Here is a 17,308-nt window from a genome sequence, read left to right as displayed (position 1 = left end):
GCTTATTTCCTTGCAGCGACAGCGGGAGTATGCAAGCGCGGCCCGGCCTGTCCCGCCGCACTGGCCAGCCGCATCAGGGTTTGCGGACCGGCGATGCCATCGGGTTTCAGGCCTTGCATCAGCTGAAAACGCCGCACCCGCGCTTCGTCAACGGGCTTGCCGGCTGGCGGTGCCGGTGAGCCATCGACCACTGCCAATTGCGCCGCCAGCCAGTCACTCACCGTCCCCTGCGCTCCCGATGAAACCGGACTGCGAAAACCGGCCGGACCGCGCCAGAGCGTACTGAAATCGCCATTCCAGCGCCGTGTCAGCGCCGCCAGGCTCACCGTGTCGGCGATGCTGTCAATCTGCAGGCTGGCGCTTGTGTCGGTCAAGCCAGTCAGCACTGCGTAATAGTCCCTGCCCTCGTCATCCTGCAGGGTCAGGATCGCGGGTCGGTCGAGCTGGCGCAGGTCGGTCAGGCCGCGCCCGTTGAAGCAGTAGACATTTTCTTTTTGCAGCGCCTTGCAGGCATCGTCGCCGGAGACCTTCAGTTGCCAAAGTTGCGCCAAACGCTGGTAGGTCACCGGTAAGTCACGCGCCGCACTGCTGACGACCCGGGGCACGCTCGCAGGCACGGCGACAGGAGCGACCGTAACCCGGGGCACCGGACTCGTCGCCGCCTTGACCGGCTCGACGCCAAACCGGTTGTAGCCCAGCAGCGTCGCGCCCACCAGCACCGCACCGGCGACGCCGCCGACCACTGCGGAACGCCAGCGCAGCGTATTGGCGGACGCCATCACGGTGTCACGCCCGAACACTTCGCGCGCTGCCGCATCGACGGTGGCGACATCGACCTGATGCCTGCCGGCGGCATACGCGCCCAGCAGTGCCCGGTCACACAACAGGTTGATGCGGCGCGGAATGCCGCGCGCGCGCTGATGAATCCGGCCCAGCGCACGCGTACTGAACAAGGGCTCGTCGCGCCCGCCGGCGACGGCCAGCCGGTGCGCGATGTATTGCGCGGTTTCGGCCTGCGACAACGCCGCCAGATGGAAACGGGCAATGACCCGCTGCGCCAACTGCTCCAGCTCGGGCCGTTCCAGCATCGTGCGCAGCTCGGGCTGGCCGATCAGGATGATCTGCAACAGCTTGCGTTCGTTGGTTTCGAGGTTGGTCAGCAGGCGCAACTGCTCCAGCACGTCGGCTGACAGGTTTTGCGCTTCGTCAATGATCAGGATGTTGTTCTGTTTGACCGCATGGGTGCGCAGCAAAAAGGCATTGAGCGGATCGATGTAATCCTTGACCGTCGCGGCGGCATCGGCACGTGCCGCGACCGGAATACCGAATTCGTCGCAGATCGACTGCAGCAATTCGGTCACCGTCTGTTTGGGATTAAACAGATAGGCGACGTTGCAGCGGGCAGGAATCTGCTCGAGGAACAAGCGGCAGACAGTGGTCTTGCCCGCACCGATTTCGCCGGTCAGCAACACGAAGCCGCCACCGCCCTTGAGGCCGAACAGCAGATGCGCGAGCGCCTCGCGGTGCCGCTCGCTCATGAACAGATAGCGCGGATCAGGGGCGATCGAGAAGGGGGTCTGGTTGAGCTGGAAGAATTGCTGGTACATGGCCGAAGGCTAGCACAAAGCCGCTGCGGTCCGGCCCGTCAGCACCGCAACTGAGGTCGCGGCGCATCAGGAACCGGCGAGTCGGTCTCAGACGATTTCTGCCTCGCCAGTGATCGTCGATGGCTCACGGACGTACCGCCCGGCCGGATCGACACGCTGGTGCCAGCGCTGCAAAGCGCCGGCGACCGAAGCGCGCTCGAAGCGCGAAGCGTGCGGAAAAATCTGCTCCAGCGCGGCGCGCACCCGGGCCAGCCGGGGATCGTGCGGTTGCGCATCATCGGTGGTGTCGTTGATGCAGAAAAAATCAATCGCGCCGGCTTGTGCGACCAGCTGCTCGATCTGCTCCGGCCTGTCGGCCTCGCCGGTCGAGATATACAGATGCGTGTAGTCGCGCACGGTCGCCAGTCCGTGTGCCAGCGCCCAGCGCATCACGAAATCCGACACGATGGTCGGCTTGTCCCAGGTGCGGAACGTGGTCGAGCGGACCATCGCGAACAGGTCCGGCGCGGCTTCTTCGAGCGCCACCATCATCGAACGCAGCATCGGCCGGGGCGAATGTGCGAAAGTGCGGAAAGTATGCCGGTACGCCCCGATGTCCCGCGCCGCCAGCCACTGATGCGACAGGCGACAGGCATTATCGAGCGAGGTGGCATCCGGGCGCAGCGGCTCGTCGCTCACGGCCGGTTCGTCGGACCAGGCGACACAGATGCCGTCGGCGTCGAACCAGTCGCTGACTTGCACGGGTGCCCCGAAAAATACATCGTCATTGAGATAAATGAAGCGTTCGGACAGGTTCGGAATGCGATGGATGTAGGACTCGATATTGCCGGAATCGAAGGTCGGCAGCGACGCCGCCGGGATCAGTGACGCATGGTCGATAATCGTGACCCGCGCCGACGGCCGCAGCCAGGGCGGGCTCTGGCCATCGGTAACGATGTAGACATGACCGTGCTGCGGAAAAAAACGCTCCAGCGCACGCAGGCTGTAGCGCAACTCGTCATTGTCGCGAAAACGTCCTTCGACATTGCCGTAGACGGCGATTGCATCGCGATGGCGGGAACTGAGTTTTTCGGCGGCGCGATGGCGTTTGCGCCGCCAGGCAGGATCATTGCCGTCCACCCATAGGTAGACGATGTCGATGGAATGTGCGTCTGTCATGGACGAATGTGTACCCGGAAAATGAACCTGTCGAAGTCAGTGTGAATTGGCCCGGGAGGACAAAGGGATCGCCGCTGACGCCTGCTTGTCACGTCTCGCCTGCCTTTGCGGGTGGGACGCGGGGACCGTATGGTACGCCGATATGACACATCGTGGGAGCGACGACGATATCGACGGCAAACAGGGCAAGTGGCGCGTTCAGAATCGGCTGGCGCGCCGCTTGATCAAACCAATCGGTCAGGTGCAACTGCCGTAGGCGTAATACCCGCTCGACGTATTGCGCACATCGGTGTACGCATAGACAGAGTAGTAGCCCAGATACTGGTTCGAATTGACGGCATAGGCATTCCCGCCGGACGCATAGGCACGACCAGCGGAGACATGGGCATAGTTGCTGCCATACCAGTGCGCGCAAGTGAAGGGCGCTGCCGTATTGCCACTGGCGATGCGATCGATCATCGTCTTGATCGCCACCATCTGGCCACCGCTCTTGCCCGGAAAATTCACGTCGTCGTAGCCGTACCAGTCCCAGCACCCGTTCGGATTGGCCGACGTCGGACTGGCTTGCGGGTAAAGGACGATCATGTTGTTGGTATCAGCCCAGCGGTTGTAGCCGGCATTTTTGTAATACTGCGTGCCCACCGTGGCGACATTCTGCTTGCAGCCGTGCAGCGCGACATGCAGTTTGCACGGCTGTCCTGCCGCGCAGTTGGCCGGCACGTAAGCCCAGCCCTCATTGGCCATGCCGTGCGTGGTCGGATCCGCATTGCCCCAGAAGCCTTGCTGGTCGAAGTTGATGAAGCTGCCACCCAGCGTGCCGGTGTTCTTGGCGTTGAGCGCACCGTGTATCCATTTGAGCAAGTCGCCGGCGGCATCGACATTGCAATTGTTGATGTAGGGCGAGGCGTTCACGCTGCACGGATTACCGTTGTAGTCGGTCGGCATCGCATGCTCGGCGGCGATGGTGTTCTTGTAGACGATATTGGCGCTACCGACATAATTGCCGTACATCGATTTGAGGTCATTCATCACCGCTTGCTTCACGGTCGAATCGATGGTGCCGGAGAACAGGTAGACCTTCGATGCCGCGAGATTGGCGGTCGGGTCGATGTAGCCATTGCCCGACCAGGTGTTGACGGTCGATATCAGGTACGGCAAATTGCGCGAGCCGCTATCGGTCATGCAAGGTCCTGTGGCGATATAGACATTGCCTTGCGAGCAGTAGACCGGGCCGCCGGCAATGATGCCGGCCCCCTTGCGGATGGTTTTCGAATACGCAAAATGCAATTGCGCCGCCATGTAGCCGCCGGAAGACAGCCCGGAGACCGAGACATCGGCCACGCTGACGTTGTAGCGCGGCAGCACCACCGCGGCACAGGCCAGCGAGGTACAGGTAACGGCAACGGTCGCGGCGAGCAGGCGACCGGAAAACTGGATCAAGGACGGCATGGTGTCTCCATAGGTTTGATGACTACGATTTTTGTATTGCTGCGCCGTGCAGCGAAAGCCATCGTAGTCCTGTGGAGGGCCTTGTCAAGGCAAGGTCCGCAGCGGGCATGCCAATCCGACTCCGGCATGCAGCGGGGCCACAAATCCGGCCGGAATCCAAATACATTCCGGCCTTCGCAGGTGTAACCCGGGGGTAGAGCAGAAACTGCGGTGGCATAAATAAAACAGACACCCCAAGCCATGCTGGCGATGCACCGGCTCTTGGCGTCGAACAGCAAAATAAGTCAGCACTTCCAGTACATTCCAGCTTAATTCTTCATCAGTTAGATCGAACCAGCCGCAATCTGCCCTTTTCATTCATCGGGTAATTTCCCCCCCGAATCGCGCCGATGGTATCAAAACCAATAAAGACGGGCTGCTGTGAGCTATTAATCTCTGAAGTAATGAAATTAACTCTTGGATTATCTGGGAACACCCTTTGATCGACGTGCCAGTTCAAGAATGGGGCACGCACGCTGTCTGAAATAAATAAACTGAAATACTCCTTCGATGTCGGTATGCGCCAACCTTTTCCATTTACCGAAGCGAGGTTTTTTGCGCGATCCAATGCTTCGATACGTGAGTAGGTAACAGGCTGCAGCAACGGACGTTGACATCCATAGCTAAAGAAAATGGTGAATCCGTCAGGGCAATTCACCTTTTTGCCAACGCCCACGAAGTCAATAACTTCGACGTTAAGACAGCTTTCCATGCGGGATTTGAGTCCCTCGGGACATCTACGCCATACCAAATCAGTTTTCGCGTCCGTCACTTCTTCACCATCCGCTGATATCAAATACCGTCCCGATACCAGCGAACCAGGTGCCGGACTCACAAACTGTGTTGATGCCTTTTGGCTTACTTCTGCAGGGCTCTTTGCCATTGCTGGATTTGATGATGCACTACGCACCGCGCAGTGTTCTGCATGAACAATGAATGTCGGCTTTCCACCTGTCTCGTAGGCTTCCGAATCATCTACGATTTCCCATTCAGATGACGAAACGAGTACTACTTTCCCTTTTTGCACAGTTTTTTGTCCATATGCAATCTGTATAAAAGCGGTCAAATCATTATTGATATCCAGCTTGCCACAATGCATTTCTCCACCTATAAACTCTTTCGGAAGAAGTTCTTTTCTGATCCGGTAAGACCCGCCTTTATAGTCATCAAAAACGACTGCTTGAAACTCTAGTGACTTCCTTATTAGTTGGGTTTTATTTTTTTCAACAAATAATTTGAAGTTAGCATCATTTACTTCTGCTGCGAATAAGGAATTTGAAAGAGTGATTAAACCAATAAAGGCCAGCGTGAAAAGCTTTGTGTTTTTCATATTTTCCGATTACGGGATAAGTAGTTATCAATTCTTGCAAACGCATTATATTGCAGATAAGAAACTAATAGCATACAGAAAAGCTGGCCCCGGCCTAGCGAGCCAGCATCACCGTTTAAAGGCAGCAGCCATCTCATTTTCCATCACACCTGCAGCGGCAGAGAGCTTTCAACCAGCGCAAAACCTGCGTAGAATGTTACCCTTCGCGGGTGTAGCTCAATGGTAGAGCAGAAGCTTCCCAAGCTTACGACGAGGGTTCGATTCCCTTCACCCGCTCCAGACCGAACGCATCAGGCACCCGCTCCACGGTGCCTTTTTTATTGGCATCCCTCTTTCTCGACCGACAGGCAGTCCAGCATGACCGACACGCGCAAACCCATGTTCTACGATCCCACCGAGCACCGCATCCGCAGTTTCGTTACCCGTGCCGGCCGGCTGTCGACCGCCCAGGCCCGCGCCATCGAAACACTCGGTCCGCAATTTTGCATTCCCTATGACAAGGCAGCGCTCAACCTGGCGCACACCTTCGGTCGCGTCGCGCCGGTGATTTTTGAAATCGGATTTGGCATGGGCGAGACCAGCGCAAAGATTGCCGCGCTGATGCCCGAGAAAAATTTCATTGGAGTGGAAGTGCATACCCCGGGCGTGGGCAGTTTGCTCAAACTGATCGGCGAACAGGAACTGGCCAACCTGCGCCTGATCCAGCATGACGCGGTCGAAGTGCTCACGCACATGATCGCGCCACTATCGCTGGCCGGTGCCCATGTATTTTTTCCGGACCCGTGGCACAAGGCGCGGCATAACAAGCGCCGCCTGTTGCAGTCACCGCTGGTGGCTTTGCTGGCCTCGCGGATTGCACCGGGCGGCTATCTGCATTGCGCGACTGACTGGCAGGAATATGCCGAACAGATGCTCGAGGTGCTGGGTGCCGAGCCGACGCTGGTCAATACCGCCGAGGGCTATGCAGCGCGCCCGGACTACCGGCCGGTAACCAAGTTCGAGAACCGCGGCCTGAAGCTCGGCCACGGCGTCTGGGACCTGGTATTTACCAAGGTCTGACGCGTTTCGATCAGACGAACGCGACTGTCAGGCCAGGCAGGCTGACACCGGAAAATGCCGTGGTCCAGGTTTCGCCGGCAGCGACCGGATACGCTTCTGTCCAGGTGCCGGTAGTGATGATTTCACCTGCTGCCAGCGGCGCAAAGTCGGTTTGTGTCTGCAACAGCTTATGCAAGTGCATCAGCGCATGGACCGGGCTGTCCAGCACGTCGGCACCAAAGCCGGCGCCGCGCAATGAAAATCCCTGGCCGGAATCGGATGACAAGGACACGCTGGAATCAGTCAGCACCTGGGCCAGATTGCGGCGCGACGCTTCCGACAACATGTGCGGCTCACCGATGATCAGCGAACCATGCAGCCCGAAAGCGGCTACCGCATCGACTGGCTCGAACTGCCAGTCAGCGAACGGACAGACGACGATTTCAAAACCATGTGCCATCCATTCGATGCATCCGGCCAGCTCGGCCAGCGTGGCATTTTTTGTGGGGGCCTTGCGCAGTTTGAAGACGATTTCGGGTTCGAGGCGGGGTTGCACCGCGCCGGTCAGACTCTGGAACGCCCGGTTATCGGTGGCATAACGCACCGTCGAGTCATACATGGTGGCCCAGATGGGCGCATCGACTGCCTTGCCGTTACGGAATTTGCTCCAGACCTTGCGGTTGTTGAAACCGATCTTGCGGCCGACAGGCTGTTCGCCTTCGGCGATGCGGATATCGAGGATGCGCTTGGCGACTTCATAGCCATCGGCCATCGACAGTTCGGTATCCTGCGACAGGCGCGGCAGCAGTGCCGAGCCGGCACGCGCATCAAGCAACTGGTGGGCGAAGCGATTGGAGATTGTGGACATCAGCATTGCGGGCTCGCGTAGGTAAGAGAGAAATTGGCAGAGCTATTCTCAGCTACCGAAGGGCATTACACAAGCGCCGTGATCAGGCATTTTGTCCTAGCCAGACTGACAACAATTGCTGAAACCGCCCGGGTTGTTCCATCAAAAAGAAATGACTGGCATTGTCGAAAATTTCTATCCGGGCATTTGGCAGGCCATCACGCAGCCAGCCGGTGGCAGTCAGCGAGCAAATCGGATCGCTGGCACCCGCCATCACCAGCACCGGCTGGTGGATGCGCGCCAGGTCAGGCAGCGTATCGTGCTCCTGGCAGGCCGTGTTCTGGCGCACATAGCAGGCCGGCAAGCGGGTTTCTCCGCCGATCAGCCGCTCGATGGCCGCGACCCGTTCAGGCTGGCTGTTGAAAAAATCCGCCGAGACGAAGTTTTGTACCGAATGGCGCGCATGGTCGGCCCAGCTCATGCGCCATTCGAGCGCATCACGCATGTTCAGCAAAACCCGCCGTCCGAGCGGATCGAGCCGCGCAAACGACGCGCACAACACCATCGACAGCACCCGCGCCGGTGCCAGCAACGCCATCTGCTGCGCCACCGCCCCGCCCATCGAGCGGCCGACCACGTGGGCACTGGCGATCTGCAAGTGGTCCATCAATCCAAGCGTGTCGCGCGCCAGATCGGCGGTACTGACCGGCTCGTCGACCTGCGTGCTTTGCCCGGCACCGCGATTGTCGAACGCAATGACCCGGTACGACTCCCGCAACACGGCAATCTGCGCCAGCCACGCGCTGTAATCGCCGGCCAGTCCGTGGATCAGCACCACAGCCGGACCGCTGCCTTCATCGACGTAGCGCAGCGTGTAATTGCCGACAGTGGCCAGTTTCAGTTCGAAGTCCATGGGTGCCTTTTCAGCTTATTTGTCAGGTGATACCGAGGTGGGATTGCAGTTGCGCCTGCTGCTGCCGGAATTCGGCACTGCTGCCGGCAAAGACGACGCGTCCGGTGTTGAGCAGCACCACCTCGTCGGCGACTTTCATGGCCAGTCCGAGATTCTGCTCGACCAGCAGAATAGCGATCTGGCTCTTGAGCTGTTCGAGCACTTCGCCGACTTCGCGCACGATCTGCGGTGCCAGTCCTTCGGACGGTTCATCCATCAGCAGCACCGACGGATTGGTCATCAGCGCGCGACCTATCGCCAGCATTTGCTGCTCGCCACCGGACAGGCTGGCGGCGAGCTGGTGCTGGCGCTCGCGCAGGCGCGGGAACATCGCGTTGACGTCGTTGCTGCTCCAGCAACGCCGGCCGGGGGGCGTGTTCTTGCGCGAGGCTACCAACAGGTTTTCGCGCACGGTCAGGCTGCCGAAAATGCGCCGGCCCTGCGGCACCAGGCCGATGCCGGCGCGGCTGATCTGCTCCGGTGTGCAGCGGGCCAGATCGACGCCATCGAGCAGCACCCGCCCCGAGCGTGGCGGCACGAAGCCGGCAATCGCACTGATGCAGGTCGACTTGCCGGCACCGTTGCGACCCAGCAGTGCCAGCACCTTGCCGGGTGCGAGTGCCAGCGACACATCGTGCAGCACATGGCTGTCGGCATAGAACGCGTTGAGCTTGTCGAGTTCGAGCACGTTAGTGGCCAAGATAGATCTCCCGCGTGCGTGGATCATTGACGACTTGCTCGCGGGTGCCGGCCAGGATCACTTCGCCGTAATGCAGCAGCGTGATCCGGTCGGCGAAGGCCAGTGCCACTTCCATGTCGTGCTCGATCATGATGATGGTGATCTTGCGATCGATCTGTCCCAGCAAGTGCCGGATGGTGTCGCGTTCTTCGGCCGACAGGCCGGCCAGCGGTTCATCGAGCAGCAGCACTTGCGGCTCCTGCGCCAGCGCCATCGCAATTTCGAGCCGGCGTTTTTCGCCATACGAAGTTTGCTGAAGCGGCAACAGCGCCTTGTGGCCCAGACCGACCGCGTCGAGCACTGCATGTGCCCGCGCCGTCATGGTCCGCTCTTCAGACAGACTGCCCCAATGACGCCAGCGCCGCACCGATTTGCCCAGCAGCGCCAGCATCACGTTGTGCAGCAGCGTGTCCTTGCCGAACAGCGTGACGATTTGATAGGTGCGCGCCAGGCCGTGCTGCGCGCGGCGCGCGGTCGGCATCCGCGTGACATCGCTGCCGAGCAAGCTGATGCGGCCGCTGTCGGCCAGAAAATCGCCGGCGATCAGGTTGAACAGCGTGGTCTTGCCGGCACCGTTCGGACCGATCAGCAAATGCCGCTCGCCCTGTTCGACCCGCAAGTCGACCCCGCGCGTGACCTGCAAGCCGCCGAACGCCTTGCTCAGGCCGGATAGTTCCAGCACCGGATTCATGAGCGCTCCTTATTGCGACACTGTTGCCGGAGTTTGGCGATACCCGGCACGATGCCGTTTGGTACGAACAGCACGATGAACAGGAATACGAAGCCCAGCAGCATGATCCAGCGATCGATATAACCGCTGGCGATGTTTTTCAGCAGCACCACCAGCGCGGCACCGACTACCGGCCCGGCCAGCGTTGCCGGTCCGCCGGCAATCACCATCAGCAGCATCTCGGCCGAGTTGGCCAGCGCCAGGCTGTGCGGGCTGATGAACTGCTGGTAATACACATACATCAGGCCGGCCACCGCACCGAAAAACCCGCTGACCGTGAACGTGATCCAGCGGATCAGCCAGACATTGAATCCGAGTGCGCTCATGCGGCGCGGCTGGTCACGCGTACCGCGGATGCTGGCGCCGAATGGCGAGCGCACCCACAACGCAATGAGTAGCCAGACCAGCAAAAACACCAGCAGCGTGAAGTAATAAAAATGGCTGGCCGGTCCGAGATCGAGGCCGAACGGATGCGGCCGGCTGATACCGGACAGCCCATTGTCGCCACCGGTGACGCCGGCCCAGCGATAGGCGATGCCCCACAGGATCTGGCCCAGCGCCAGCGTGATCATCAGGAAACTGATACCGCTGGCGCGCAGCGCAATAAGTCCGAACAGCGCCGCCACCACGGTCGATCCGGCCAGTGCCGCCGCTCCAGCAGACGCATGGTCCCACTGCAAATTGAGCATCAGCCAAGCGCTCGAATACGCCGCCAGCCCCAGAAAACCGGCATGGCCCAGCGAGGTCAGTCCGGCATAGCCGACCAGCAAATTCAGGCTCAGTGCAAACAGCGCAGCGATCAATACCTGGCTGGCGAGGTTGGTGTAATAGTCGCTGCCGGTCAGCCACGGCAGGATCGCCAGCAGCGCGATGAAGACGATGAGCAAGGCGCGTTTCATAGTCCAATATTTCATGCCGCAATCCTTCCGAACAAACCACGCGGACGCAGCGCCAGGATCACCACCATCGGCAGGAACAGGATGATGTAGGCCAGGTCCGGAAACAGCGCCTGGCCAAAACTGTAAATAAAGCCGATCACGAAGCTGCCGATGAAGGCACCGGCCAGACTGCCGAGACCACCGAGTATCACCACCACCAGCGCCAGCGGCAGCATGTCGCTATCCATGCCCGGATAGACCGACAGGATCGGTGCGGCAATCACGCCGCCTATGCCGGCCAGCGCGGTGCCGAGGCAAAACACGATGGTGAACAGGCGCGAGGCCGCAATACCGATGCCGCGTGCCATCTGCATGTCATCGACGCTGGCGCGGATCATCATGCCGAGCCGGGTCTTGTCGAGCAGCAGCCACAGGCTGATCGCCAGCAGGATCGCAAAGCCGACCACGCCGACGCGGTACAACGGAAACACCAGTCCGAACAGTTGCGTCGAACCAGCCAGAAAAGCCGGCGCATCGACCGGCTGCGGATCGCCGCCCCAGACCCACAAACTGAAGTCGGCAATGATGAAGGCAATGCCCAGCGTGGCCAGCACCTGGCCAAGGCTGTTCCCGGCGAGCCGGCGCAATATCAACCGTTCGACCACCGCGCCCAGCGCACCGACAGCCAGACCGGCTGCCAGCAATGCCACGAAAAATCCGTGGCCATGCGTGATCACGCTCAGGCCGACATACGCCCCGAGCATGAAGTACGCACCGTGCGACAGATTGGCAATGCGCATCAGCCCGAAGATCAGCGAAAAGCCGGCCGCCAGCGTGAACAGGACGCCGCCCAGCGCCAGGCTATTGAGACTTTGGATCAGCCAGAATGACACGCTTATTTTTCCAGGTTGGCAGCGACAGGGTTGTCACGTGAATACACCGGCGTGGCCAGGAAATCCTTGCGGTTGTAGGTCCAGAATTGCGAGACATCGGGATAGGTCTTGATGATGCTGTTGACCAGCTTGCCGTCCTTGCGCTCGACCTTGCGGATATAGACATTCATGATCGGATTGCCCAGCGCATCGAGCTTGAACACGCCACGCGGATCGTTCGGCACTTCAACATTACGCAAGGCCGCCATGAAAGCCGGCTTGTCTTCGATGTTGCCTTTGACGGTTTTCAGGGCCTGTTCAAGGATTAGCGCGGCACTGTACGCACCCAGTGCGTAGTAGCCCGGATCCTGTTTGTATTCGCGATTCATGCCCTGCACGAAATGCTTGTTGGCCGCATTGTCGATGGTGGCGGTGTACCAGCCGGCCGAGATCACGCCAAGCGCTTCGTCGCCCATCGATTTCAGGATGCCTTCGTCGACCGCGGTCATCGAGGCCAGCAGCGGGATCTTGCCCTTGAGGCCGTACTCGTTGTACTGCTTGATGAATTTCAGGCCGTTGCCGCCGGCAAAACTGATGAAGACGGCATCGACCTTCGGATTGATCTGGCCGATGTAGGTGCCGTAGTCGGCCACGTTCAATGGCGACCAGAGTTTCTGGACGACCTTGCCGCCGTTTTCTTCGAAGGTGCGCTGGAAGCCGGCCACGCTTTCATGCCCGAATGAAAAGTCGTCACCGATGATCGCAATGCGCTTGTACTTCAGTTCGCGTGCCGCGTATTCGCCGAAGGGCTGGGTCGGCTGGGCCGAGGTGCCGACCGCGCGTACAAACCATGGATTGGGCTTGCGCTGGGTCAGGTCTTCGGCGGCGGCCGACGGCGAGATCACCGGGATTTGCGCCTTGCGGATGTAATCATCGACGGCCAGCGCCTCGAACGCGGCGAGCGGGCCGATGATCACCTGCACGTTATTTTTTTCGACCAGCTCCTGCATCTTGGTCTTGGTGATCGCCGGCTGACCGGCGCTATCGGCGACAAACAGTTCGACCTTGCGGCCGGCGATCATGTTGTTGTGCTCTTTCAGGAACAGCTGCAAGCCATCTTCCATCTGCTTGCCGCCGGCCGCCAGCGCGCCGGATTTGACGGTCAGGAAACCAACCCGGATCGGGTCTCCTGCGGCGGCCTGCGCCGGACCAGTGAAAAGGGCAGTGACTGCGGTCGTCACTGCAGCGAGGGTCAGGATTTTGTTCAGCATGACATGTCTCCTTAATTTTTTTCTATCAAATATTCTTTGACTGGGCTTCTTTTTTGCGCTGCTTTAGCCTCTCTTTAATATATTACCAAATAAAAAAAGACGCTTGTTTATTATTTTTTATACCTGAATATCCGCAGCCAGCTGCCAATTTTACGATGGTGCAGCGCGCAATTGATCGGGTTTGCGCTTTTTCGTGATGTATCACATAATCCAGAAAACACATTTACTGATATTTCAAATCCTGACTATGATCACGCTATCCAGCCCTCTCCAGACTACCGGCACACCGCTCTTGCGCGAGTCAGCCTACGCGCAACTGCGCGCCGACATCCTGAGCTGCACATTGCCGCCGGGTGCAGAAATCCGCGAAGCCGAACTGGCCGCGCGCTTCCAGGTCAGCAAGTCGCCGGTGCGCGATGCGCTGATGCGACTGGAACGCGAAGGCCTGGTGATTTCAACGCCGCGCCAGGGTTACCGGGTTGCGCCGATTTCGGTCACCGACGTGCAGGACATGTTCCATCTGCGCGTGGCGCTCGAGCGCGCCTGCATGGAGCGCATCGTGCGCAATGCCAGCGATGCGCAACTGCAGACGCTGGAGCCGTTCCGCCAATTCGATGCTGCGCAGTGGAGCGATGGCTTCGTCGGCTACAACCGCAGCTTCCATCACACGCTGGCGGCGCTGGGCGGCAACCTGCGCATGCAAAACCATCTGATCGACCTGATCGACCAGATGGAACGCGCCGTGCGCGTCAGTGTCAGCAATGTCAAAAAAGGCAATCCGGAGTCGCTGGTCGATGAGCATTGCCAGCTCATTGATGCGCTTCAGCAGCGCAAGACCAAGCGCGCCGAGCGCGTCGCCGAACAGCATGTTTCTGCAGCCGCAAAACGCGTCAATGACGCCATTTCGAGGTTTGCCATCGTTAGTTAATTTCAATCAAGGGGAAGTCAGATGTCCAGCGTTTTGAATACCAGCAACGGCGTGCCCGTCCACGGCCTGTTCATCGACGGTCGCGCAGTGGCCGCCACCCGTCCCGACCTGCTCGACGTGATCAATCCGGCCACCGGCGTGCTGCTCGCGCAAATCAGCCATGCCAGCGATGCCGATGTCGACCGTGCGGTGCAGAGCGCCGCGAGCGCGTTCGAGAGTGCGGAATGGAGCGCGATGTCGAACCGCACCCGCGCCAAACTGGTCAACAAGCTGGCCGATGTGTTCGAAGCCAATCTCGAAGAGATCTACCATCTCGAAACCTTGAACAATGGCCGCTCGCTCAACGAAACCCGGGCCCAGGTCTCGCGCCTGCCGGACTTCCTGCGCTATAACGCCGGGCTGGCGATTGCGCGGCGCGACTCGGTCATCCCGGTCGATGGCAATTACCTCAATTACACGCTGCGCACGCCCATCGGCGTGGTCGGTAATTCGACCCCGTTCAACCATCCGCTGATGATCATGATGAAAAGCCTGGCGCCGACGCTGGCCTCCGGTTGCACGACCGTCGTCAAGCCATCCGAGTACACGCCGCTGACCACGCTGCGACTGGCGGCGATGTTCGTCGAAGCCGGCTTACCACCAGGTGTGTTCAATGTCATCACCGGCCTCGGCCCGACCAGCGGCAAGGCGCTGTCGGAACATCGCGGCCTGGCCAAATGGGTACTCACCGGCGGCACCGAAGCCGGCCGCATTACCGGCGCACTGGCCGGCGCGAACTTCGCGCACCAGACGCTGGAACTGGGCGGCAAGACACCGGTGCTGGTGTTTGATGATTTCGATGTCGACCAGGCCGTCAACTACGCCGCGTTCGGTGCGTTCATCGGTGCCGGCCAGACCTGTATTTGCGGTAGCCGCCAGATCGTGCAGGAAAAAGTCTATGACGAATTCGTCGAGAAACTCGCCGCCAAGGCGAAGGCGATTCGCATCGGCAACCCGATCGACCCGATGGTGCAGCTCGGACCGGTAGTCTCGGCACGCCAGCAGCAACGGGTGCTGAACTACATCCGCATCGGCCTGGAAGAAGACGGCGCACGCCTGGTTGCCGGTGGCCGCATCCCGGCCGATCCGGCATTGGCCAACGGCTTTTTTGTCGAACCGACCGTGTTTGCCGATGTGACTGCCGACATGCGGATTTTTCAGGAAGAAGTATTCGGGCCATTCGTCTCGGTCACCAAATTCAGTACCGAAGCCGAAGGCATCGCGCTGGCCAACAACTCACCGTTCGGACTGGCCGGTGCAATCCGCACCAATGACATTACGCGCGCCCATCGCGTGGCGGCGCGCCTGAAATGCGGCATCGTCTGGATCAATGACCATCACCGGCTCGATCCGGCCTCGCCATGGGGCGGCGTCAAGGATTCCGGCATCGGTCGTGAATGCGGCACCGAATCCTTCGACCAGCATTTCGAGACTAAAAGCGTGATGGTGCGACTCGATGACACGCCGTTCGATTGGTACAAGGACACGGCCGCGCAGCCGCGTCTGAATTGAATTTCATCCCTCCCACCCGACAGGAAAGGTCACCATGAAGACAACATCCGGCACGGAATTCGGTCAAATTGCGGTTCTCGTCAAAGTTGGCGAACACAAGGTCGGTGCCCGCATCGGTGGCGCCGGCGCGCCCATCATCCTGTTTCATTCGCTGCTGGCCGACGGTTCCAGTTTTGATCCGCTAGCCCGCTTGCTGGCAGCGACCCATCGGGTCGTCATCCTCGACCTGCCCGGCTTCGGCAATTCCGACCGTGTCGATGGCGGGCTGGAAGCCGTCGCCGACCGACTGGCAGCGGCGATCCGGGAATTCAACTACACGCAAGCGCCTATCTTTCTGGGCAATGGCTATGGTGGATTTGTGGCGTTGCTCACCGCCATCCGTCATCCGGATCTGGCCGGCAAGCTGGTGCTGGCGGACTGCGGTGCGGCGTTTTCGGAAGCAGGCCGGGCCGCTTTCAAGGGCATGTCGGCAGGTGCGGCAGCCCATGGTTTGGCAGCCATTGCCGATGTGGCGATGCGTCGCTTGTTTTCGCTGGATTTTCAGGCCGCTAATCCGGCGCTGATTGCACAGCGACGCGAACGCTTCCTGGCAGTCGATCCGCAGACTTTCCACGATGCGTGCGCGGCCTTGTCGACGCTCGATCTGCGCGCCGACCTGGCTTCGGTCACGGTGCCGGCACTGGTGCTGGTCGGTGAGCAGGACGAGGCCACGCCACCACCGATGTCGATGGAGCTGGCGGCGGGCTTGCCACAAGCGACGCTGGCGATTCTGCCCGGTTGCGCGCATGTGCCGCAGTTGCAGCAGCCGGAACAGTTCATGGCGGCGATCGCGGAATTCATCGTCCAACCCTAAGGGCTTACTGCCCCCAGAGTTCGCCGTTCGGTCCGGTGCGCGGCGCGGCTACACCGAAATGGGTGTAGGCCAGCGGCGTCGCAATCCGGCCGCGCGGCGTGCGCTGCAAATAGCCTTGCTGGATCAGATAGGGTTCGAGCACATCCTCGATGGTTTCGCGTTCTTCACCGATCGCGGCCGCGAGGTTGTCGAGCCCGACCGGGCCACCGCTGAACTTGAACAACACGGCTTCAAGCAGCTTGCGGTCCATCAGATCAAACCCGACCGGATCGACATCGAGCATCACCAGTGCGGCATCGGCCGTGGCCTTGGTGATGTCGCCATTGGATTTGACCTCGGCATAATCACGCACCCGCCGCAACAGCCGGTTGGCAATCCGTGGCGTACCGCGACTGCGCTTGGCGATCTCGAACGCGCCTTCGGGATCGATGGGCGCATGGAGCAGCGACGCGCTGCGGGTGACGATGCGGGCCAGTTCGGTCGCGGTATAAAACTCCAGCCGCGCGACGATGCCGAAACGGTCGCGCAGCGGATTGGTCAGCATGCCGGCGCGCGTGGTGGCACCGACCAGCGTGAACGGTTGCAAGTCCAGTCGCACCGAGCGCGCGGCCGGACCTTCGCCGATCATGATGTCGATCTGGTAGTCCTCCAGCGCCGGGTACAGGATCTCTTCGACCACCGGCGAGAGCCGATGAATCTCGTCGATGAACAACACGTCGTTGGCTTCGAGGTTGGTCAGCAATGCCGCCAGATCGCCGGCCCGCTCGAGCACCGGACCGGAGGTCTGGCGCAGGTTGACGCCCATCTCGCGCGCGATGATGTGCGCCAGCGTGGTCTTGCCCAAGCCCGGCGGACCGAACAGCAAGGTGTGGTCGAGCGCTTCGCGGCGCTGCTTGGCGGCGGTGATGAAAATGCTGAGCTGGTCGCGGATTTTTTCCTGGCCGACGTATTCGTCGAGCTGCTTCGGCCGTAATGCGCGCTCGATCGCTTCTTCGTTGGGCGACGCCGGGGTCGGCGCGGTGATGCGTTGCTCGGTGAAGTTATCGGTCTGTATGCTCATACTTGA

General features: G+C 60.2%; 16 protein-coding genes and 1 tRNA gene. 5 read left to right on the top strand and 12 right to left on the bottom strand.

The window, feature by feature from the left end:
• Positions 1 to 2: 2 nt before the first annotated feature.
• The 4 genes from RHM62_RS03670 to RHM62_RS03655 all read right to left on the bottom strand — a co-directional run bounded on the left by RHM62_RS03670 (position 3) and on the right by RHM62_RS03655 (position 5,583).
• A complete protein-coding gene (locus RHM62_RS03670) occupies positions 3 to 1,607 on the bottom strand; it encodes an AAA family ATPase (protein ID WP_322124218.1) in 1,605 nt (534 codons plus the stop codon).
• Positions 1,608 to 1,694: 87 nt separating this feature from the next.
• On the bottom strand, positions 1,695 to 2,765 hold the full coding sequence (locus tag RHM62_RS03665) for a Stealth CR1 domain-containing protein (RefSeq protein ID WP_322124217.1): 1,071 nt from the start codon (positions 2,763 to 2,765) through the stop codon (positions 1,695 to 1,697).
• Positions 2,766 to 3,002: 237 nt separating this feature from the next.
• A complete protein-coding gene (locus tag RHM62_RS03660) occupies positions 3,003 to 4,214 on the bottom strand; it encodes a PHB depolymerase family esterase (protein ID WP_322124216.1) in 1,212 nt (403 codons plus the stop codon).
• Between the two features lie 319 nt (positions 4,215 to 4,533).
• Positions 4,534 to 5,583, bottom strand: a complete 1,050-nt coding sequence (locus tag RHM62_RS03655; RefSeq protein ID WP_322124215.1) for a DUF1566 domain-containing protein — start codon at positions 5,581 to 5,583, stop codon at positions 4,534 to 4,536.
• A 205-nt stretch (positions 5,584 to 5,788) separates the two neighbouring features.
• Between RHM62_RS03655 and RHM62_RS03650 the strand changes: the two genes are divergently transcribed.
• Positions 5,789 to 5,862: transfer RNA gene (locus RHM62_RS03650), tRNA-Gly, on the top strand.
• 78 nt (positions 5,863 to 5,940) lie between these two features.
• Positions 5,941 to 6,642, top strand: coding sequence for a tRNA (guanosine(46)-N7)-methyltransferase TrmB (gene trmB / locus RHM62_RS03645; RefSeq protein ID WP_322124214.1), 702 nt, complete (start codon positions 5,941 to 5,943; stop codon positions 6,640 to 6,642).
• 10 nt (positions 6,643 to 6,652) lie between these two features.
• Here the strand turns inward: trmB and RHM62_RS03640 are convergent, their stop codons facing one another.
• The 7 genes from RHM62_RS03640 to RHM62_RS03610 all read right to left on the bottom strand — a co-directional run bounded on the left by RHM62_RS03640 (position 6,653) and on the right by RHM62_RS03610 (position 12,910).
• The gene (locus RHM62_RS03640) at positions 6,653 to 7,495 is read right to left on the bottom strand and encodes a 4-oxalocrotonate decarboxylase (RefSeq protein WP_322124213.1); all 843 of its coding nucleotides are present in this window, start codon (positions 7,493 to 7,495) and stop codon (positions 6,653 to 6,655) included.
• 76 nt (positions 7,496 to 7,571) lie between these two features.
• A complete protein-coding gene (locus RHM62_RS03635; protein WP_322124212.1) occupies positions 7,572 to 8,381 on the bottom strand; it encodes an alpha/beta fold hydrolase in 810 nt (269 codons plus the stop codon).
• Positions 8,382 to 8,403: 22 nt separating this feature from the next.
• Positions 8,404 to 9,120, bottom strand: coding sequence for an ABC transporter ATP-binding protein (locus tag RHM62_RS03630; protein WP_322124211.1), 717 nt, complete (start codon positions 9,118 to 9,120; stop codon positions 8,404 to 8,406).
• The gene (locus RHM62_RS03625; protein WP_322124210.1) at positions 9,110 to 9,850 is read right to left on the bottom strand and encodes an ABC transporter ATP-binding protein; all 741 of its coding nucleotides are present in this window, start codon (positions 9,848 to 9,850) and stop codon (positions 9,110 to 9,112) included. Before RHM62_RS03625 ends, RHM62_RS03630 begins: the two co-directional genes overlap by 11 nt.
• Positions 9,847 to 10,803, bottom strand: coding sequence for a branched-chain amino acid ABC transporter permease (locus RHM62_RS03620; protein WP_322124209.1), 957 nt, complete (start codon positions 10,801 to 10,803; stop codon positions 9,847 to 9,849). The genes RHM62_RS03625 and RHM62_RS03620 overlap by 4 nt, the downstream gene beginning before the upstream one ends.
• Entirely contained in the window at positions 10,800 to 11,660 is an 861-nt protein-coding gene (locus tag RHM62_RS03615) for a branched-chain amino acid ABC transporter permease (RefSeq protein ID WP_322124208.1), read from the bottom strand. The genes RHM62_RS03620 and RHM62_RS03615 overlap by 4 nt, the downstream gene beginning before the upstream one ends.
• Positions 11,661 to 11,662: 2 nt before the next feature.
• Positions 11,663 to 12,910: an ABC transporter substrate-binding protein gene (locus RHM62_RS03610; RefSeq protein WP_322124207.1), complete on the bottom strand. Its 1,248-nt coding sequence runs from the start codon at positions 12,908 to 12,910 to the stop codon at positions 11,663 to 11,665.
• Positions 12,911 to 13,157: 247 nt separating this feature from the next.
• On the opposite strand from RHM62_RS03610, the gene RHM62_RS03605 reads away from it, so the two are divergent.
• The 3 genes from RHM62_RS03605 to RHM62_RS03595 are packed head-to-tail and all read left to right on the top strand — an operon-like array spanning position 13,158 to position 16,242.
• A complete protein-coding gene (locus tag RHM62_RS03605; protein ID WP_322124206.1) occupies positions 13,158 to 13,838 on the top strand; it encodes a GntR family transcriptional regulator in 681 nt (226 codons plus the stop codon).
• Between the two features lie 21 nt (positions 13,839 to 13,859).
• On the top strand, positions 13,860 to 15,389 hold the full coding sequence (locus tag RHM62_RS03600; RefSeq protein ID WP_322124205.1) for an aldehyde dehydrogenase: 1,530 nt from the start codon (positions 13,860 to 13,862) through the stop codon (positions 15,387 to 15,389).
• 34 nt (positions 15,390 to 15,423) lie between these two features.
• Entirely contained in the window at positions 15,424 to 16,242 is an 819-nt protein-coding gene (locus RHM62_RS03595) for an alpha/beta fold hydrolase (protein ID WP_322124204.1), read from the top strand.
• A gap of 4 nt (positions 16,243 to 16,246) precedes the next feature.
• Here RHM62_RS03595 and ruvB read toward each other — a convergent pair whose 3' ends face one another.
• Positions 16,247 to 17,302, bottom strand: a complete 1,056-nt coding sequence (ruvB, locus tag RHM62_RS03590; protein ID WP_322124203.1) for a Holliday junction branch migration DNA helicase RuvB — start codon at positions 17,300 to 17,302, stop codon at positions 16,247 to 16,249.
• Positions 17,303 to 17,308: the final 6 nt, after the last annotated feature.

This window comes from Actimicrobium sp. CCC2.4, assembly GCF_034347385.1.
Taxonomy (GTDB): domain Bacteria; phylum Pseudomonadota; class Gammaproteobacteria; order Burkholderiales; family Burkholderiaceae_D; genus Actimicrobium.
Note: the sequence above shows the minus strand (reverse complement) of the source record. Positions and strands in the feature narration are given on the sequence as shown.